The 17,958-nt window shown below is 69.9% G+C and carries 22 protein-coding genes and 4 tRNA genes; 22 read left to right on the forward strand and 4 right to left on the reverse strand.

Features of this window, described 5'->3' with window-relative positions; translation table 11 throughout:
- Window positions 1–3 precede the first annotated feature (3 nt).
- Window positions 4–990 (forward strand): polyprenyl synthetase family protein, encoded by a 987-nt coding sequence (locus H9L21_RS02145; RefSeq protein ID WP_255467133.1) that lies wholly within the window; start codon window positions 4–6, stop codon window positions 988–990.
- 161 nt (window positions 991–1,151) lie between these two features.
- Window positions 1,152–2,438, forward strand: a complete 1,287-nt coding sequence (locus H9L21_RS02150; protein WP_222865826.1) for a Fic family protein — start codon at window positions 1,152–1,154, stop codon at window positions 2,436–2,438.
- Window positions 2,439–2,442: 4 nt separating this feature from the next.
- Here the strand turns inward: H9L21_RS02150 and rarD are convergent, their stop codons facing one another.
- Window positions 2,443–3,375, reverse strand: coding sequence for an EamA family transporter RarD (gene rarD, locus H9L21_RS02155; RefSeq protein WP_187411715.1), 933 nt, complete (start codon window positions 3,373–3,375; stop codon window positions 2,443–2,445).
- Window positions 3,376–3,436: 61 nt separating this feature from the next.
- Here rarD and H9L21_RS02160 point away from each other — a divergent pair, with 61 nt between their 5' ends.
- Complete coding sequence (locus tag H9L21_RS02160) at window positions 3,437–4,636, forward strand: MFS transporter (protein ID WP_154595872.1); 1,200 nt, start codon at window positions 3,437–3,439, stop codon at window positions 4,634–4,636.
- Here the strand turns inward: H9L21_RS02160 and H9L21_RS02165 are convergent.
- Window positions 4,627–5,118, reverse strand: coding sequence for a YajQ family cyclic di-GMP-binding protein (locus H9L21_RS02165; RefSeq protein WP_187411716.1), 492 nt, complete (start codon window positions 5,116–5,118; stop codon window positions 4,627–4,629). The two genes, H9L21_RS02160 and H9L21_RS02165, sit on opposite strands and share 10 nt — an antisense overlap.
- Before the next feature lie 67 nt (window positions 5,119–5,185).
- Between H9L21_RS02165 and H9L21_RS02170 the strand changes: the two genes are divergently transcribed.
- The 10 genes from H9L21_RS02170 to H9L21_RS02215 all read left to right on the forward strand — a co-directional run bounded on the left by H9L21_RS02170 (window position 5,186) and on the right by H9L21_RS02215 (window position 10,669).
- Window positions 5,186–5,267 (forward strand) — tRNA-Tyr (locus H9L21_RS02170).
- 103 nt (window positions 5,268–5,370) lie between these two features.
- Window positions 5,371–5,673 carry a hypothetical protein gene (locus H9L21_RS02175; protein ID WP_154595870.1) on the forward strand — a complete coding sequence of 101 codons (303 nt, stop codon included), beginning with the start codon at window positions 5,371–5,373 and terminating at the stop codon, window positions 5,671–5,673.
- A gap of 20 nt (window positions 5,674–5,693) precedes the next feature.
- Window positions 5,694–6,620 carry a glucosyl-3-phosphoglycerate synthase gene (locus H9L21_RS02180; RefSeq protein ID WP_187411717.1) on the forward strand — a complete coding sequence of 309 codons (927 nt, stop codon included), beginning with the start codon at window positions 5,694–5,696 and terminating at the stop codon, window positions 6,618–6,620.
- Complete coding sequence (folP, locus tag H9L21_RS02185) at window positions 6,617–7,480, forward strand: dihydropteroate synthase (protein WP_154595868.1); 864 nt, start codon at window positions 6,617–6,619, stop codon at window positions 7,478–7,480. The genes H9L21_RS02180 and folP overlap by 4 nt, the downstream gene beginning before the upstream one ends.
- The gene (locus H9L21_RS02190; RefSeq protein WP_255467134.1) at window positions 7,477–7,998 is read left to right on the forward strand and encodes a class III extradiol ring-cleavage dioxygenase family protein; all 522 of its coding nucleotides are present in this window, start codon (window positions 7,477–7,479) and stop codon (window positions 7,996–7,998) included. The genes folP and H9L21_RS02190 overlap by 4 nt, the downstream gene beginning before the upstream one ends.
- Before the next feature lie 39 nt (window positions 7,999–8,037).
- On the forward strand, window positions 8,038–9,063 hold the full coding sequence (locus H9L21_RS02195) for a quinone-dependent dihydroorotate dehydrogenase (protein ID WP_187411718.1): 1,026 nt from the start codon (window positions 8,038–8,040) through the stop codon (window positions 9,061–9,063).
- 86 nt (window positions 9,064–9,149) lie between these two features.
- Window positions 9,150–9,222 (forward strand) — tRNA-Thr (locus tag H9L21_RS02200).
- A gap of 29 nt (window positions 9,223–9,251) precedes the next feature.
- Window positions 9,252–9,325: transfer RNA gene (locus tag H9L21_RS02205), tRNA-Met, on the forward strand.
- 57 nt (window positions 9,326–9,382) lie between these two features.
- The gene (gene rpmG / locus H9L21_RS02210; RefSeq protein WP_078699153.1) at window positions 9,383–9,553 is read left to right on the forward strand and encodes a 50S ribosomal protein L33; all 171 of its coding nucleotides are present in this window, start codon (window positions 9,383–9,385) and stop codon (window positions 9,551–9,553) included.
- A 90-nt stretch (window positions 9,554–9,643) separates the two neighbouring features.
- The gene (locus H9L21_RS02215) at window positions 9,644–10,669 is read left to right on the forward strand and encodes a UDP-N-acetylmuramate dehydrogenase (RefSeq protein ID WP_154595867.1); all 1,026 of its coding nucleotides are present in this window, start codon (window positions 9,644–9,646) and stop codon (window positions 10,667–10,669) included.
- Window positions 10,670–10,687: 18 nt separating this feature from the next.
- Here H9L21_RS02215 and H9L21_RS02220 read toward each other — a convergent pair whose 3' ends face one another.
- Both H9L21_RS02220 and H9L21_RS02225 read right to left on the reverse strand, forming a co-directional pair.
- Complete coding sequence (locus H9L21_RS02220) at window positions 10,688–11,194, reverse strand: DUF4190 domain-containing protein (RefSeq protein ID WP_187411719.1); 507 nt, start codon at window positions 11,192–11,194, stop codon at window positions 10,688–10,690.
- Window positions 11,191–12,222, reverse strand: a complete 1,032-nt coding sequence (locus H9L21_RS02225; protein WP_187411720.1) for an adenosine deaminase — start codon at window positions 12,220–12,222, stop codon at window positions 11,191–11,193. Before H9L21_RS02225 ends, H9L21_RS02220 begins: the two co-directional genes overlap by 4 nt.
- A gap of 137 nt (window positions 12,223–12,359) precedes the next feature.
- Here H9L21_RS02225 and H9L21_RS02230 point away from each other — a divergent pair.
- From H9L21_RS02230 to H9L21_RS02270, 9 genes are all read left to right on the forward strand, one after another.
- Window positions 12,360–12,432, forward strand: a tRNA-Trp gene (locus H9L21_RS02230).
- A gap of 43 nt (window positions 12,433–12,475) precedes the next feature.
- The gene (gene secE / locus H9L21_RS02235) at window positions 12,476–12,697 is read left to right on the forward strand and encodes a preprotein translocase subunit SecE (protein WP_187411931.1); all 222 of its coding nucleotides are present in this window, start codon (window positions 12,476–12,478) and stop codon (window positions 12,695–12,697) included.
- A gap of 17 nt (window positions 12,698–12,714) precedes the next feature.
- Complete coding sequence (gene nusG / locus H9L21_RS02240) at window positions 12,715–13,530, forward strand: transcription termination/antitermination protein NusG (RefSeq protein WP_222865827.1); 816 nt, start codon at window positions 12,715–12,717, stop codon at window positions 13,528–13,530.
- 83 nt (window positions 13,531–13,613) lie between these two features.
- The gene (gene rplK / locus H9L21_RS02245; RefSeq protein WP_154595866.1) at window positions 13,614–14,045 is read left to right on the forward strand and encodes a 50S ribosomal protein L11; all 432 of its coding nucleotides are present in this window, start codon (window positions 13,614–13,616) and stop codon (window positions 14,043–14,045) included.
- Window positions 14,046–14,154: 109 nt separating this feature from the next.
- Complete coding sequence (rplA, locus tag H9L21_RS02250; protein WP_154595865.1) at window positions 14,155–14,871, forward strand: 50S ribosomal protein L1; 717 nt, start codon at window positions 14,155–14,157, stop codon at window positions 14,869–14,871.
- 113 nt (window positions 14,872–14,984) lie between these two features.
- Complete coding sequence (locus H9L21_RS02255; RefSeq protein WP_154595864.1) at window positions 14,985–15,827, forward strand: SCO4651 family lipoprotein; 843 nt, start codon at window positions 14,985–14,987, stop codon at window positions 15,825–15,827.
- A 216-nt stretch (window positions 15,828–16,043) separates the two neighbouring features.
- Complete coding sequence (gene rplJ, locus H9L21_RS02260; RefSeq protein ID WP_154595863.1) at window positions 16,044–16,679, forward strand: 50S ribosomal protein L10; 636 nt, start codon at window positions 16,044–16,046, stop codon at window positions 16,677–16,679.
- Between the two features lie 57 nt (window positions 16,680–16,736).
- Entirely contained in the window at window positions 16,737–17,126 is a 390-nt protein-coding gene (gene rplL / locus H9L21_RS02265) for a 50S ribosomal protein L7/L12 (RefSeq protein ID WP_154595862.1), read from the forward strand.
- A 361-nt stretch (window positions 17,127–17,487) separates the two neighbouring features.
- Window positions 17,488–17,757 (forward strand): hypothetical protein, encoded by a 270-nt coding sequence (locus tag H9L21_RS02270; RefSeq protein ID WP_154595861.1) that lies wholly within the window; start codon window positions 17,488–17,490, stop codon window positions 17,755–17,757.
- The last annotated feature ends 201 nt before the right edge of the window (window positions 17,758–17,958 follow it).

Consider the following 17,958-nt stretch of genomic DNA (forward strand, 5'->3'; position numbering starts at 1 on the left):
CACGTGGCCAGCGTGGGGTCGTTCGCGGATGGCGCGTTGGAACAGCGGGTGTCGGACGGGGTGACCCGGGTCGAGGACCTGCTGGCGCGCTCGGTCCACAGTCCTGAGCCGTTGGTCGCCGAGGCCTCCTCGCACCTGCTCCAGGCCGGTGGCAAGCGGTTCCGGCCGCTGCTGACGCTGCTGTGCGCCGAGTTCGGCGACCCGGCCGCGCCGCAGATCGTGCCGGCCGCGGTCGTCGTCGAGCTGACCCACCTCGCGACGCTCTACCACGACGACGTCATGGACGAGGCGTCCATGCGCCGCGGTGCGCCCAGTGCGAACGCGCGCTGGGACAACTCCGTCGCGATCCTCGTCGGCGACTTCCTGTTCGCCCGGGCGTCCTCGCTCGTGGCCGACCTCGGTCCCGAGGCCGTGCGGATCCAGGCCGAGACCTTCGCGCGGCTGGTGCACGGACAGCTCCGCGAGACGCTGGGCCCCGGCCCGGACGAGGATCGCCTCCAGCACTACCTGTCGGTCGTGGCCGACAAGACCGGCTCCCTGATCGCCACGGCGGCCCGGTTCGGCGCGATGATGTCCGGCGCCGGTCCCGACGTCGAGCAGACGCTGCTCGAGTTCGGTGAGCGCATCGGCATCGCCTTCCAGCTGGCCGACGACATCATCGACGTCGCCAGCGACGCCGGCGACTCGGGCAAGGTGCCCGGCACGGACTTGCGTGAGGGCGTGCCGACGCTGCCGACCCTGCTGGTCCAGGCCTCGCCCGTGAACGGCGACGAGCGGCTCCGCGAGCTGCTGGCCGGCCCGATCGCCGACGAGGACGACGTGCAGTGGGTCATCCGAGCCCTGCGTGAGCACCCGGCGATGGACGAGGCGCGTGCCTACGTCCGGGCCGAGGCCGACGCCGCTCGCACCCTGCTCGCCAAGCTGCCCGAGGGCGCAGCCCGCGACGCGCTCGACGAGATCTGCACCCGCGCCACCGACCGCCTCGGCTGACGCTCGGGAGGGGGTGGCGCTGGTCCTGGCGCCCTGCCGCTGGGATGGACTAACGAGGAATCCCTCCTTGACTATTCCTCTTTTCAACCGAAACGGTACATTAGGTTTCACCCATGCCTTGAAAAGGTGGAAACCCGATGTCTCAGCCTCGACGGTCTGCCGTGACACCCCATGGCGACGAGGTCTCACGCGGCCCCCAAGCAGGCGACGCGTTCGCGCCTTCGGCGGCACCACGCTGGCCCGGCGTCACCAAGATGATCGAGCGCTGGTACACCAATCCCCACCAGCCTGGAGCCAACGGCGCCCGGCCGCCGCGGGCCGACAGGGAGCTGACCTCCATTGAGGTCGAGGTGCCGGCCGAGATCGCCCAGCTGGATCTCGTGCTGGACCAGGAGACCGTAGCCGCGTGCGAGGAGGCCGCCGTGGCCATCGCCCGGCTCGACGCCAAGGGACACGCGCTGGCCGGAATGAGCGACATGCTCGTACGTACCGAGGCGAGCGCATCGAGCAAGATCGAGCGCATCTACGCCGACCTCGACGAGCTCGCCCGGGCCAGCCTGGGCGCCGAGGCGGGGGAGCGCGCCAAGTCCACGATCAACGCGGCACGCGCGATCGCCACGATGACCGCGCACGCCGACGCCGACGGCATCACCGAGGAGGCGCTGCTCGCAACGCACCGCGCGCTCATGGAGGACGTCCTGCTGGAGGGCGCGAGCGCCGGCAAGTACCGGACCGTCCAGAACTGGATCGGCGGGTCCGACCACAGCCCTCTGGGTGCTGTCCATGTACCGCCCCCGCACCGGATGGTCGAGCCGCTCATGGCCGACCTGTTCAGCTTTTGCGGACGCACGGACGTCGCCGCAGTCGCCCAGGCCGCCATCGGCCACGCCCAGTTCGAGGCGATCCACCCGTTCAACGACGGCAACGGCCGCACCGGCCGAGCACTCATCGGCGCCGTGCTTCGCCGCCGTGGGGTCACCAGCACCATCACCGTGCCGATCGCCGCCGCGATGCTCGCCGACGTCGACGACTACTTCGAGCACCTGGCCCGCTACCGCAGCGGTGATCTCGACGCCTGGGTGTCGTACACCGCGAACGCAGCGACTGTCGCGGCCAAGGCCGCCGACCAGTCCGCGGTGCGGCTGGCCGAGCTGCCCGCCCAATGGATCGACCAGGCGAACCCCCGCAAGGGGTCCGCCGCGCTCACGCTGCTCGGAGGTCTGCTCCGGCATCCGGTCATCGACCTGGAGGCAGCCGAGAAGATCACCAACACCACCGCGAACAACACCCTGCGCGGCATCGGGCGCCTGGTCGAGGCCGGCGTGCTCCGCGAGATCACCGGTGCTGAGCGCTACCGGGTCTGGGTGTGTGGGGACGTCGTCGACGAGGTGGCCGAACTGGAGCAGCGGATCGGGTTGCGGTCGCGTCCGTCGTCGCGCTGGCGCTGAGGGCTCAGATCGCCGTGGAGTCCGCGGCGCACTCGTCGGCCAGCCGGCGGTTGCGCCGATGCGTGTGCAGGGCGTCGTAGGTGAAGATCACCAGGGCCGACCACACGATCACGAATCCGACCCAGCGGGCGGTGCCCATCTGCTCGCCGAAGATGGTCAGGCCGAAGATGAACTGCAGGATCGGTCCGAGGTACTGCAGGATGCCGATCGTCGTCAGCGACAGGCGCGTCGCCGCGGCACCGAACATCAGCAGCGGGATGGCCGTGACGATGCCCGTGCCGATCAGCAGGACCGCGTTGAGCGTGCCGTCGTGGCCGAAGACCAGCGTGCCGCGCACCTGCAGGAAGATCAGGAACGCCACCGCGAACGGCGTGAGGATCGTCGTCTCGACCGACAGCGCCTCGATCGTGCCGAGGTTGGCCCGCTTCTTGAGGAACCCGTAGGTCGCGAAGCTCGTAGCCAGCAGCAGCGCGATCCACGGCGGCCGGCCGTAGTCCACGGTCAGCACGACGACGGCGATGGTGCCCAGCGCGACGGCCACCCACTGGAGGCGGCGCAGGCGCTCGCCCAGCAGGAACACGCCCAGCAGGACCGTCATGAGCGGGTTGATGAAGTAGCCCAGGCTCGTCTCGATCACGTGGCCGTTCGTGACGCCCCAGATGAAGCCGCCCCAGTTCAGCGTGATGACCACGGAGGCAAGGGCCAGCGGCACCATGAGCCGGCGCTGGCGCACGATCGCGCGGAAGGCCGGCCACTTGTGCGTGATCGTCAGCAGGCCGAGGCAGAACACGAAGGTCCACACGATGCGGTGGGCCAGGACCTCGTAGGCCGAGGCGGGCTCGAGCAGGGGCCAGTACAGCGGGAAGAAACCCCAGCACAGATAGGCCGCGACGCCGTAGAGAAGTCCTGCCCGGGAATCGGTGTTCGTGCTCGCCACGAGGTAACTCAACACCCGATGCAGGGTGCGTGAAACCGCGGGGTCGCCCTAGAGTCTCGCCATGACGCTGCGGACTCGCTTCCTGCTGCTTCTCGCGCTGCGTTGGCTGGCCACCGGTCTCCTGCTGCCGGTCTCGCTGCTGCTCCCCCTCGAGCGCGGACTGACGGTTGCCGAGGTGGGTCTGGCGATGGCGGCCCAAGGCGTGGTGGTGCTGCTGTGCGAGGTCCCCAGTGGTGCGCTCACGGACGCGTGGGGACGCCGTCCGGTCTTCGTGGCCTCGGGGGTCGTGGCGATCGCGGGGTACTGCGTGGCGTTCACGGCGCAGTCGGTCCTGGCGTTCGCGCTGGCGTGGGCTGTCCTCGGCTTGTTCCGCGCGCTGGACAGTGGCCCGCTGGAGGCCTGGTTCGTCGACGCCGAGCACGCCCGGGGCGCTGCGGACGAGGTGCCTCGCGGCCTCGCCGCGGCCGGGGGAGTGATCAGCGCCTCGCTGGCCGCCGGCGCCCTCATCTGTGCCGGGCTGCTGCGGGTCTCGCCGTGGTCCGCCGAGGCCACGCTCGCGATGCCCTACCTCGTCGCGATGGGGATCGTCGTCGTCCAGATCGTCTGCGCCTGGCGCCTCATGGACTCGGTCGCCCGCAGCGCACGGCCGTCCGGAGCGGCCTGGCGCGCGTCCCTGGTCTCCGGCGTGCGGGTGGCCTTCGGGCGGCATCTGCGGCTGCTGTCCGCCTCGATGGTGCTCGTGGGCCTCGGCGTCGCCGCCCTCGAGCTGTTCATGCCCGTGCGGCTCACGGAGTTCTCAGCCGGTGCGTCGTCGGCGGCGTCCCGGCTCGGCGTCGTCTCGTCCGCCGCGTGGGGGCTGGCGGCCCTGGGAGCGGCGATCACGACGCGGCTGCTGAACTCGGTCGGACCCGCCGTCCTGACGCCGACCCTGTTCGTGGTGGAGGGCCTGGGGCTGGTCGCCATGGCGGCGGCCACGGGAGTCGGGATCCTCGTCGCCGGCTACTGGCTCTGCTACCTCGTGCACACGTCGTCGGGCGCGATGTACAACTCGCTCGTCCACCGCCGGGTCGACGACGCCCAGCGTGGCACCGCGCTGTCAGTGGCGTCGATGGCGTTCCTGGGCGCGGGCGCCGCCGGGGGAGTGGGGCTCGGCGCGCTGGGCGAGGCGACGAGCGCGTCGTGGGCCCTCGCGACCGGCGCGTGCTTCATGATCGCGGCGGCAGTGCTGGTCGTCGCCGCCGTGCGCCGTCCTCAGCGGTAGTTGGTGAACTGCACCGCGAAGTCGAGGTCGGCGCCCTTCACCAGCGAGATGACCTCCTGCAGGTCGTCACGGGACTTGCTCGTGACGCGCAGCTCGTCGCCCTGGATCTGCACCTTGACGCCCTTGGGGCCCTCGTCGCGGATCAGCTTGCTGACCTTCTTGGCCTGCTCGGTACTGATGCCCTCGCCGAAGGTGCCGTTGATCTTGACGTCCTTGCCCGACTGGCGCGGGTCGTCGGCCTCGAAGGCCTTGAGGCTGATGCCGCGCTTGATGAGCTTGGTCTGGAAGACGTCGAGGATGGCCAGCGCGCGCTCCTCGGCGTTGGCGGTGATCTCGATGCCCCACTCGCCCTTCCACTCGATGGACGCGCCGGTGTTCTTGAAGTCGTAGCGCGTCGCGATCTCCTTGGCCGCCTGGTTGAGGGCGTTGTCGGCCTCTTGGCGGTCGATCTTGCTGACGATGTCGAAGGAGGAATCGGCCATGACCCCCACCCTAGCCGCCCTGATTTCTGGGTTCGCCGAGCGCTGGGGTAATCTTGCCGACTGTTGCGGCAGGTTGCCCGAGCGGCCAAAGGGAGCTGACTGTAAATCAGCCGGCATTGCCTACAGAGGTTCGAATCCTCTACCTGCCACGTGACCCGAGCCCCCGACCGAACCGGTCGGGGGCTCGTTCGTTCCTCGGGACGTCCGGTTCTGCCGATGGTCTCGGTCGGCCGGAGCCCCTATCGTCGGGGCATGGATTCAGCGGACGCCGATCGCCGACCCGGCGCGGACCGGTCGTTGCACTCCCTCTACGAGCTCGTCCCCGACGCGTACGAGCTCGACCTGCTGGAGGAGGCGCGCCGCCCGCCGGTCGCGCTCCTGCATGACTGGGCCGCGGCGTTCGCGCGCGTCCACCGCGAGACGATCGCCGCGATGGGTTACGACGAGGTCGAGGCCCCGGCCGGGCCCGACGGTCCCGCTCCGTCGCCCACGCAGGCGTGCTTCCTCGTCGAGCGGCTGCTCGGCGGAGAGGTCGTCGACGACGAGACCTGTTGACCCGCGGGTACGGTGATCAGGTGGCACAGACCTGGTTCGACCGCAGGACCCACGCGGGCCGGCGGTGGACCGTCGAGGAGCTGCTCGAGGCCAAGCGGGCCTCCGGCCAACGCCTCAGCGTCGTGATCCCGGCCCGCAACGAGGCCGCCACGGTCGGCGACGTGGTGGGGCGCATCCACGAGGACTTCGTCCGGCGCTGCGACCTCGTCGACGAGCTGGTGGTGATCGACGGCGAGTCCACGGACGACACCGCGCGGATCGCGGCCGAGGCCGGCGCGACGGTCCACTCCCTGGCCGCCGTCCGTCCCGAGCTGGGCACGCGCGTCGGCAAGGGCGAGGCGATGTGGAAGGCGCAGTTCGTCACCACCGGCGACCTGATCGGCTTCGTCGACGCCGACCTGACGGAGTGGGACACGCACTTCGTCCCGTCGCTGTTCGGGCCGCTGCTCACCGACGCTTCGGTGGCGCTCGTCAAGGGCTTCTACGAGCGACCTTTCCGCTCCGGCTCGACGGACGACCCGAACGGCGGCGGACGCGCCACCGAGCTCGTCGCGCGCCCGCTGCTGGCGCTGGCGCGACCCGAGCTCACGGCGGTCGTCCAGCCGCTCGCGGGGGAGTGGGCGGTACGCCGCTCGGTGTACGAGACGCTGCACGTGCCGATCGGCTACGGCGTCGAGCTGGCGGCGTTGATCGACGTCGCCGACAGTCTCGGCCTGGACGCCATCGCGCAGGTCGACCTCGGTCGCCGGGCGCACTCGCACCAGTCGCTGCACGACCTGGGGCCCATGTCGGTCCAGCTCATGGCCGCGGTGTTCAAGCGCATCCGTCAGGCCGTCCCCGCGGACGTCACCCTGCGTCAGTTCCGCGCCGTCGCGGAGGGGTACGCGCCGGTCGTCCACGACATCGACGTCACCGAGCGCCCGCCGGCCGTGCAGGTGGCGCGATGACCCTGCGCCTGGGACGGCACTCCTTCGACGACGACCGCACGCTGATGATGGCGATCGTCAACCGCACGCCCGACTCGTTCTTCGACCGCGGTGCCACGTGGGCCGAGGACTCCGCCTTCGACCGCGTGCGCCAGGTCGTCGACGAGGGCGCCGAGATCGTCGACATCGGCGGCATCAAGGCCGCCCCCGGCGAGGAGATCGACGCGCAGGAGGAGAAGCGGCGGGTCGTCGGCTTCGTCGAGCGGGTCCGCGAGGCCTTCCCCGACGTCGTCATCAGCGTCGACACGTGGCGGTCCGAGGTCGCGCGGGCGGTGTGCGAGGCGGGTGCCGACCTGCTCAACGACGCCTGGGGCGGCGCCGATCCGCTGCTCGCCGAGGTCGCGGCCGAGTTCGACGTCGCGATGGTCTGCACGCACACCGGTGGCGTGACGCCGCGGACGCGGCCGCACCGGATCGAGTACGAGGACGTCGTCGCCGACGCGATCGCCTCCACGGTGGCCCAGGCCGAACGTGCCGTGTCGCTGGGAGTTTCGCCCGAGAGCCTGCTGATCGACCCGGCGCACGACTTCGGCAAGAACACGTTCCACTCCCTGGAGGTCACCCGCCGCCTCGACGAGATGGTCGCGACCGGCTGGCCGGTGCTCGTGTCCCTGTCGAACAAGGACTTCGTCGGCGAGACGTTGGACCTCCCCGTGGGCGAGCGGCTGCTGGGCACGCTCGCCGCCACCGCCGTCGCCGCGACGGCCGGCGCGCGGGTCTACCGCGTGCACCAGGTGCCCGAGACGCGTCAGGTCGTCGACATGGCCTGGACGATCGCCGGCCGCCGGCCGCCGGCACGTGCGATCCGAGGGCTCGCGTGATCCGCCGGCTCGTCATCGTGCCGCCGGTCCCGGCTCTCCTGCCGCGGTACGCGAGCCTGCACGACCCCGTGGCCGAGCTGCGCGCGTCCGCGACGGGCGTCGTCCGCGCGATGACCGCCGACGCCGACGCGGTGGCGATCGTCGGCCAGGACCCCTTCGCCGAGCCCGTGGCGCGGGCCCTGCTGGACGCCGCCGGCTTCTCCGGGCGGATCGAGCCGGAGGCCGACGTCGTCCTCGTCATGGCCAACGGCAGCGCCAAGCGCAGCGAGAAGGCCCCGGGGCACCTCGACGAGCGGGCCTTCGACTTCGACGACGTGGTCGACCTGGCGATCCGGTCCGGCGACGGGCGGCGCCTCGCGGCGCTGGACGCCGATCTGGGGGCCGAGCTGTGGGCCAGCGGCATCGGAGTGCTCGCCGACCTCGGCGACACGCTGGGCGGCCCGTGGCGGGTCTCGGTGCCCTATGCCGACGCCCCCTACGGCGTCCTGTGGTGGGTCGCCGCCTGGGTGCGCGACTGACCGGAGGCGTGACGGAGGCCGTGTCCTACGCTGAGGGCCGTGGCCTACGACGCACTGTTCGACTCCGTCTTCGCCCGCATGGATCCCGAGCGGATCCACGAACGGGCCTTCGCCGCGATCCGCGCCGGACGGCCCGTGACGCGGCTGGCCTACCGCGTCGAGCCCAGCCCGGTCACCGTCATGGGGATCGAGTTCCCGCACCGCTTCGGCCTGGCGGCCGGCTTCGACAAGAACGCTCGCGGTGTCCTCGGCCTGCTGGCCCTGGGGTTCGGGCACGTCGAGATCGGCACCGTCACGGCCAAGCCGCAGCCGGGCAACGAGCGGCCTCGGCTGTTCCGCCTCGTCGACGACCACGCCATCGTCAACCGGATGGGCTTCAACAACGACGGCGCGGCGGTGGTCGCGTCGCGACTGCACCGGCTGCGCGGCACGGCCGCCGGCCGGCGTGCGGTGATCGGCGTCAACATCGGCAAGACCAAGGTCGTGCCGGCCGAGCACGCCGCGCAGGACTACGTCGAGAGCGCCCGGCTGCTCGCGCCCTACGCGGACTACCTCGTCGTCAACGTGTCCAGCCCCAACACGCCCGGCCTGCGGGACCTGCAGGCCGTCGAGTCCCTCGAGCCGATCCTCGCCGCCGTCAAGGCCGTCGCCGACGGGAACCACGCCGGTCGGGTGCCGCTCGTGGTCAAGATCGCGCCGGACCTGGCCGACGAGGACGTCGACCGGGTGACGGACCTCGTGCTGGCGTTGGGCCTGGACGGCATCAGCGCCACGAACACCACGATCGCGCGCCCCGACGACCTGCGGACGCCGCGGTCGATCGTGGAGGCCGCGGGTGCGGGCGGACTGTCCGGCCCGGTGCTGGCCGACCGTGCGCTCGAGGTGCTGCGCGCGATCCGCTCGCGCGCGGGTGACGGGCTGACCCTGATCGGCGTCGGGGGAGTGACCGACGAGGCCGATGTCAGGGCCCGCATCGAGGCGGGCGCGGACCTCGTCCAGGGGTACACCGGGTTCGTCTACGGCGGTCCCTCGTGGCCGTCGAGGCTCGCCCGGGCCGCCCGATAATGCCTGCGATTGCAGGGGGCGCCGAACAAGTGCCCACCCCGATTTGGGAACCCGGCACCTGACCCGGTATCTTTACTTGTCGGCTTGCCCCTTTAGCTCAGTCGGCAGAGCGTTTCCATGGTAAGGAAAAGGTCTACGGTTCGATTCCGTAAAGGGGCTCTGAGAGGCGGGGTGACTCGTCGCTCCACGGCTGGGTAGCTCAGGTGGTTAGAGCACACGACTCATAATCGTGGGGTCGCGGGTTCGAGTCCCGCCCCAGCTACCGACAAAGGCAAGAAACGAAGCCCGTTCGCAAGGGCACGACCAGAAGAGGCACACCGTGGCCAGCAAGAGCTCCGACGTTCGTCCCAAGATCACCTTGGCCTGCACCGAGTGCAAGGAACGCAACTACATCACGAAGAAGAACCGTCGCAACGACCCCGATCGCCTCGAGGTCAAGAAGTACTGCGCGCGCTGCAACGCCCACCAGGCGCACCGCGAGACGCGCTGACGTTTCTCCTGCGACGACCCCCGTGCCTGCCGGCGCGGGGGTCTTCGGCGTTCAGAAAGGGGTCCTCCCGTGACTGCTAGCGTCACCCGTATGGACTTGTCCGAGGTCACCACGCTGCGCCTGGGCGGCCCCGCACGGACCGTGGTCGAGGCGACCTCGGAGGCCGAGTTGATCGACGCGGTCCGCGCCGCCGACGAGGCCGGCGAGCCGGTCCTGCTGGTCGGCGGTGGCAGCAACCTGGTCGTCTCCGACGCCGGCTTCGACGGCACCGTCGTGCTGGTCCGCACCCGCGGCATCGACGTCTCGGCCGATGCGTGCAGTGGCGCGATGGTCACCGTCGCCGCCGGCGAGGACTGGGACGCGTTCGTCGCCCACGTCGTCGAGCACGACTGGGAGGGCGTCGAGGCGCTCTCGGGCATCCCCGGGTCGGTCGGTGCCACGCCGATCCAGAACGTCGGCGCCTACGGCCAGGAGGTGGCCGACACGATCGTCAGCGTCCGCACGTGGGACCGCCACGAGAAGCGGGTGCGCACGATCATGTTCACGGACCTGGGGTTCGCGTACCGCCACAGCCGCTTCAAGGGCGAGCCCGACCGGTTCGTGGTCCTGACGGTCGCGTTCCAGTTCCGCTTCGCCGGAGGGCTGAGCGCGCCCGTGCGCTACGGCGAGCTGGCCCGGCGTCTCGGTGTCGAGACCGGTGAGCGGGCCCCGCTGCAGCAGGTGCGCGAGACGGTGCTGGAGCTGCGTCGTGGCAAGGGCATGGTGCTCGACGCCGACGATCACGACACGTGGAGTGCGGGATCGTTCTTCACCAATCCGATCCTGTCCGCGGACGCCGCGGCGGCCCTGCCCGACGAGGCGCCGCGCTTCGAGCAGCCGGACGGCACCGTCAAGACCAGCGCGGCGTGGCTGATCGACCATGCCGGCTTCGCCAAGGGGTTCGCCCGCGGTGCGGTGGGCCTGTCCGGCAAGCATGTGCTGGCGCTGACGAACCGCGGCGGCGGCACGACCGCCGAGCTGCTCGACCTGGCGCGAGAGGTGCGCGACGGCGTCGAGCGCACGTTCGGGATCCGGCTCGTCAACGAGCCGGTGCTCGTCGGCGACGCCCTGGTGTAGGACGCCGCCGACGGCGACTCAGAACAGCGAGACGAGCGACACGCCGGAGTAGTCCGTGCCCGACGAGGTCGACGAGCTGGCGATGCCGATGATGGCGATCGTGATGATTAAGGCGAACGCGAGGACGGCCAGGATCAGCATCACGGAGCCGATGATGCCCAGGATGCGGCCCGCCTGCGCCTCGCCGCGGCCCTCGTAGACGCCGGGGTTGGCGTCGATCTCGGCGACGACGCGGTTGCCCATGACCCACGCGAACGGGGCGAGCGCCCCGCACACGATCAGGCCGAGGATGCCCAGGATCAGGATCAGGGTGGCCTTGGGGTGCTTCGGCGGGGGAGTGCCCCACTGCTGTCCCGCGACCGGGTACTGGCCGGGCTGGGGCTGCTGGGCACCGTAGGGCTGCTGCTGGCCGGGGTAGGGCTGCTGCTGACCGGGGTACGTGGGCTGCTCGGAGCTCGGCTGGGGATCGTGCGGCTGCTCGCCGGACGGCTCGCCGGGATACGACGGCGGCTGGTTCTCGCTCATGGCGTCATCGTTCCACGTTCGTCGGCCAGCCAGGCCTCGACACCCTGCAGCGCGCGGGTACGCAGGTCCTCGGGCGCCATGGAGGCCCGCAGCGACCGTTGTGCGAGGTCGGCCAACTCCTGGTCACTGAAGTTCTGCGCGGCTCGCAGGAGGGCGTACTGGCCCGCCAAGCGGGTGCCGAACAGCAACGGGTCGTCGGCCCCCAGGGCGATCTGCACGCCCGACGCCATGAGGTCACGCACCGGCACCTCGTCGATCGTCCCGTAGACGCCCAGGGCGACGTTCGAGGCGGGACACACCTCCAGGGCGATCCCGGATGCCGCGAGCGACTCGAGCAGGCGCGGGTCCTCCACGGCGCGGACGCCGTGGCCGAGCCGGTTCGGCTCCAGGTGGGTCAGGCACTGGCGGACGTGGTCGGGGCCGCGCAGCTCGCCCGCGTGGGGCGCCAGCACGAGGCCGGCGCGCCGGGCGATCGCGAACGCCGGCGCGAAGGAGGCGGTGTCGCCGCGGCGCTCGTCGTTGGAGAGCCCGAACCCGTGCACCCCGCGACCGGCGTACTGGGCGGCCAGGCGCGCCAGCGTGCGTGCGTCGAGCGGATGGCGGGTGCGGTTGGCCGCGACGATCACGCTCATGCCCAGCCCGGTGCGCGCCGACGCGTCGCGGACGGCGTCGATGACCAGGTCGGTGAACGCCGTGATGCCGCCGAACCGGGCCGCGTAGCCGGAGGGGTCGACCTGGATCTCGGTCCAGACGGAGCCGTCGGCGGCGTCGTCCTCGGCGGCCTCGCGCACGAGCCGGCGCACGTCGTCCTCCGTGCGCAGGACCGAGCGCGCGACGTCGTAGAGTCGCTGGAAGCGGAACCAACCCTTCTCGTCGGCCCCGGACAGTCGCGGGGGCCACTCCTCCACGAGGGCGGCGGGCAGGTGCACGCCGTCGCGCTCGGCCAGCTCGATGAGCGTTCCGTGGCGCATCGAGCCCGTGAAATGCAGGTGCAGATGAGCCTTGGGCAACGTCGTCAATGGCCGCACACCGCCATGCTGTCACGGCCTCGGCGGCGCGGCCGACGAGCATCCCGCGGGGCCGAGTTTCGCTTTCTCGGCCCGGCCGCGTACACTTGAGGAAACCGGCGAAACTACCCTGTTTCGTCATGCCCGGAATCGGGCGAAGGGCACTGGCGCAACTGGTAGCGCATCGGTCTCCAAAACCGAAGGTTGGGGGTTCAAGTCCCTCGTGCCCTGCAAGGTCGGCCCCCGGGCCGACGACGTTCGACGAAGGAGCACCGTGAGCGAGAATCACGAACTGGCCGGGACGCGCACCAAGCGCACGTCCCCGCTCACGTTCTACCGCCAGGTGGTCGCCGAGCTGCGCAAGGTGGTCTGGCCGACCCGCCCGCAGGTCGTCAATTACTTCTTCGTCGTGCTCGTCTTCGTGTTGATCATGATGGCGTTCGTCGCCGCGCTGGACTTCGGGTTCGGCAAGGCCATGTTCCAGATCTTCGCCTAACCCAAGGACTGAACTTCGTGACCTCCGCATTCGACGAGACCGACGCCACCGTGGACGAGACGTCCACCGACGAGGTGTCGGCCGACGAGACCGCTGCCGACACCGACAGCGTGGACGAGGCTGCCGTCGAGGCGGACGCCTCCGACTCCGACCAGGCCGAGACCGACCAGGCCGAGGCTGACGAGACCCCCGCCGAGGACGAGGCCGAGAAGGCCTCCGACCCGCTGCAGGAGTTCCGCGACCGGCTCTGGAGCCAGCCCGGCGACTGGTACGTGATCCACACGTACGCCGGCATGGAGAAGCGCGTCCAGCAGAACCTCGAGAACCGCAAGGTCGCGCTCAACGCCGAGGACTACATCCACGAGATCGTCGTGCCGACCGAAGAGGTCGCCGAGATCAAGAACGGTCAGCGCAAGCTGGTCCGTCGCACCGTGCTTCCGGGCTACGTGCTCGTGCGCATGGACCTGACCGACGACTCGTGGGGCGTCGTGCGCCACACCCCGTCGGTCACCGGCTTCGTCGGCAACACGCACCAGCCGGTGCCGCTGAGCCTGTCCGAGGTCGAGAAGATGCTCGCCCCGGCCGTCGAGGCCGAGGCCGCTGCCGAGGCGGCCACCGCCGCGGCCGAGCCGCAGCAGCCCGCCCAGGCCCGTGTCGAGTTCAGCGATTTCGCCCCCGGCGACTCGGTGCTCGTCATCGACGGCCCCTTCGCGACGCTGCACGCGACCGTGACCGAGATCAACATCGACGGCCAGAAGGTCAAGGGCCTCGTCGAGATCTTCGGCCGCGAGACCTCGGTCGAGCTGCCGTTCGACTACATCCAGAAGGTTTGATCGCCCCGCGATCGAAGGTCCCGGCGTCGCATGAACGAGCGGCGTCGGACACAGAACGAACAACACAGTAAGAAGGACCCGAAATGCCTCCCAAGAAGAAGGTCGCGGCTGTCGTCAAGGTGCAGCTGCAGGCCGGCAAGGCCAACCCGGCACCGCCCGTCGGTACCGCGCTCGGCCCGCACGGCGTCAACATCATGGACTTCTGCAAGGCGTACAACGCCCAGACCGAGTCCATGGCCGGCAACGTCATCCCCGTCGAGATCACGATCTACGAAGATCGCTCGTTCACGTTCGTCACCAAGACGCCGCCGGCCGCTGAGCTGATCAAGAAGGCCGCCGGTCTGGCCAAGGGCTCGTCCACCCCGAACTCCGACAAGGTCGGCAAGCTGACCCGGGACCAGGTGCGCGAGATCGCCCAGACCAAGATGCCCGACATCAACGCCAACGACATCGATGGCGCGATGAAGATCGTCGAGGGAACCGCCCGCTCCATGGGCGTCACCGTCGACAACTGATCACCCCGGTGGTCTCCCGACCGCCGATCCCCCGTGGGAGGGCCAGCTGGGCCCGCACCACACCTGGTAGCAACAGACAGCAATGTCTTGAAGAAGTAAGGAACCAGTCATGACACAGCACAGCAAGGCGTACCGCGCCGTCGCCGAGAAGATCGATCGCGACGCGCTCTACACGCCCCTGCAGGCCACGACTCTGGCCAAGGAGTCCGGCTCCAAGAAGTACGACTCGACCGTCGACGCCGTCGTGCGTCTCGGCGTCGATCCCCGTAAGGCCGACCAGATGGTGCGCGGCACCGTCAACCTGCCGCACGGGACCGGCAAGACCGCCCGGGTCCTGGTCTTCGCCACCGGCGCCAACGCCGATGCCGCTCGTGAGGCCGGCGCCGACTTCGTCGGCTCCGACGAGCTCGTCGACAAGATCAACGAGGGCTGGCTCGACTTCGACGCCGTCGTCGCCACGCCGGACATGATGGGCAAGGTCGGTCGCCTCGGCCGCGTCCTCGGTCCGCGCAACCTGATGCCGAACCCCAAGACCGGCACCGTCACGACGGACGTCGCGAAGGCCGTCGGCGACATCAAGGGCGGCAAGATCGAGTTCCGCGTCGATCGTCACGCCAACGTGCACTTCGTGGTGGGCAAGGCGTCGTTCAGCGCCGAGCAGCTCGCCGAGAACTACGGCACGGCGATCGAGGAAATCCTGCGTCTGAAGCCGGCCAGCTCGAAGGGCCGCTACATCAAGAAGGCCACGATCTCCACGACGAACGGCCCCGGCATCCCGGTCGATCCGTCGCGCACGCGCAACTTCGCGTCCGACGACGAGGCCTGAGCCACCAGCTCCACGAACGACGCCGTCTCCCTTCGGGGAGGCGGCGTCGTCGTCGTGTGGGGCAGTCGTCGTGAACCGGCCGAAGTTGGGGCACGCGCGGGTAGTCTCGGCCCATGAGGAAGTCGCTCGCGATCCTGCCCGCCGCCACGCTGCTGGTCCTGTCCGCCGCCTGCGGGGGATCCGGTGGTGATGACGCCACGCCTGCTGCCGCCACCGTGTCCGCGTCACCGTCCGCCGCGGTGGAGCCCGCCGCCGACAGCCCTGCCGAGCTGACCCGCGACAACTTCGTCGAGCGGATCGGCGCCGCCCAGGCGAAGGCCGGCAGCACGCACCTGCAGATGTCGACGGACGCGAACGGTCGCAGCATGTCGCTCGACGGGGACGTGCAGCTCGGCGAGGACGTCCAGGACGCGCGCACCCGCCTGACGATGGACGTCGGCCAGATGGCGATGGAGTTGCGGATGGTCGACGGCGTCGCCTACCTCAATCTCGGCGCCATGAGCCAGGGCAAGTTCGTCAAGGTCGACCTCACCGACCCGAAGAACCCGCTGGCCCGTCAGTACGGCTCCCTGACCGGCCAGATCGACCCGACGGAACAGTTGAAGACCTTCCGCTCGGCCCTGGTGGAGTTCGAGAACCAGGGTGACGGCGGCACCGTCGACGGCGTCGAGACCACGAAGCTGCGGCTCGTGCTCGACACGACCAAGGTGATGAAGAAGCAGCCCGCGGGGTCGGCGGGGTCGAAGGCCTCCGTCCCCGAGCAGATCGAGTACACGCTCCTGGTCGGCTCCGACGACCTCATGCGTCAGATGACGATGGACTTCGGCGTCGACCCCGTGACGATCGACTGGTCGAAGTGGGGCGAGCCCGTCGAGGTCGAGGCCCCGCCGAAGTCGGAGATCACCGACAGCAGTGCCCTCACGCCCCTTGCCGGCCTCGGTGCCGCGCGCAGCTGAGCGCACCGATTTGGAGTTGCGGCACCGGTCCGCCTAGACTGGTCGAGCCGAAGACCGCCGGTGGTGTCTCCCACGAGTCACCCGAAGCGCCCGAGAGGGTGGCCTGCGTAGGTTCAGATCAGGGTTCGTCCCTGCGTTCACACCGAGCGTCCTGTGCCTGCGCACAGGACGCTTTTCTCGTGCCAGGTGGTCTTCGCATGACAGTGAAGGAGACCCATGGCACGCCCGGACAAGGCAGCAGCCGTCGCCGAGCTCGCGGACAACTTCCGCGAGTCCAACGGCGCGGTGCTCACCGAGTACCGCGGCCTCAACGTCAAGCAGCTGCATGAATTGCGGCGCGCGCTTGGCGATGCCGCGAGCTATGCCGTCGCCAAGAACACGCTGACCAAGATCGCCGCGCGGGATGCCGGAATCGAGCTCGACGAGTCGTTGCTCACCGGTCCCACCGCGATCGCCTTCATCACGGGCGATCCGGTCGACGCTGCGAAGGGTCTGCGTGACTTCGCGAAGGCTAACCCCGCTCTCGTCCTGAAGGGTGGCTTCCTCGATGGGAAGACGCTCTCCGCGGACGAGGTCAACAAGCTGGCCGACCTCGAGTCGCGTGAGGTTCTCCTCGCGATGCTCGCTGGCGGCCTGAAGGCCAACCTGGCCAAGGCCGCGGGGCTGTTCAACGCCCCGCTCTCGCAGGCGGTCCGCACCATGGCGGCGCTGCAGGCGAAGGCCGAAGCCGATCCGTCGGTCCTGGCTGCGGGAGCTCCCGCCGCCGAGTCCGCCGAGCAGGCACCTGCCGACGAGGCCCCCGCGGCCGAGTCGGACACCGAGAACGTCGAGACCGACGTCACCGAGGGCTGAACCGCCCCGATCACCATCGGGACCCCCTCGGGGTCTCATTGTCGAAAGGACGCCACTATGGCGAAGCTGAGCACCGATGAACTGCTGGATGCCTTCAAGGAAATGACGCTGATCGAGCTCTCCGAGTTCGTGAAGCAGTTCGAGGAGACCTTCGAGGTCACCGCCGCCGCTCCGGTGGCCGTGGCCGCCGCGGGCGCCCCCGCGGGTGGCGGCGACGCCGCTGCCGCCGAGGAGAAGGACGAGTTCGACGTCGTCCTCGAGGCTGCCGGCGACAAGAAGATCCAGGTCATCAAGGAGGTCCGCGGCCTCACGAGCCTGGGCCTGAAGGAGGCCAAGGACCTCGTCGAGAGCGCCCCCAAGGCCATCCTCGAGGGCGTCAACAAGGACGCCGCCGAGAAGGCGAAGGAGGCCCTCGAGGCCGCCGGCGCCACGATCACCCTCAAGTGATCTTCGGCTGACTGCTTGAACGAAGCGCCCATCCCGGAAGGGGTGGGCGCTTCGTTGTTCTCCTCACCCCTTTGACGCATCAGCACCATGACGCATCAGAGCCCTTGACGCATCTGCGCAAGACCGACAGAGTCCGGCGTGGACGCGGGCAGCAGGCATTGCTCAACGGGAGCGTCGCGGGAATCGTCGGGACCATCTGTGTCGTCGGCACACTGGTTGCATGCGCGGTCGCCGGAGCGATTGCCGCAGCAGCCTTGGTCTACTTGAACAAGTACGGGATGTGCCCGTCGTCGAAGAAGAACCTTCGCGTGTACGTCTACAGCCGCACGGCGAAGTGCGTTAACTGACAGAGGTGAGTCCCATGGTCTGGCCTTCGGTGGTCGTGCTCGGATTCCTGGCGATTCTGCTGGTCCGGCTCAAGGTTCTCGAAGCAGAGCGGCGCAGCGCGAGGGTGAGTTGGGTGCGGATGATCCTGACCGTCCTCGCGGGTGTCGCGGTGTGGATGCTCGCGGGTGGGCTCGGATCGCTGCCCGACTCGTCAGGTAGTTATCTCGGCGTGTTGTTGGTGGGCATCGCCGCCATACCTTCGATGCTCGCTCGCCGCTCCAGGACATCGGCCCCAGCGAGTTAGCAGGGGCTCACCAGTGCGAAGCGCCTACCCCGTCCGGGGTGGGCGCTTCGTCGTGTCCGCGTTGGCAGCGGTCGCGGGTCTCAACCAGAAGACCGCCGAGAATGCGCTCGTCCCCCCGGGGGCGGGCGCATTCGGCGTACCTGATATGGGCTGAATTCGCCGCAATGGCAGGGGGGAAACGAATGATCGTCCCCGATCCTG

It is taken from the genome of Aeromicrobium senzhongii, assembly GCF_014334735.1.
Taxonomy (GTDB): Bacteria; Actinomycetota; Actinomycetes; order Propionibacteriales; family Nocardioidaceae; genus Aeromicrobium; species Aeromicrobium senzhongii.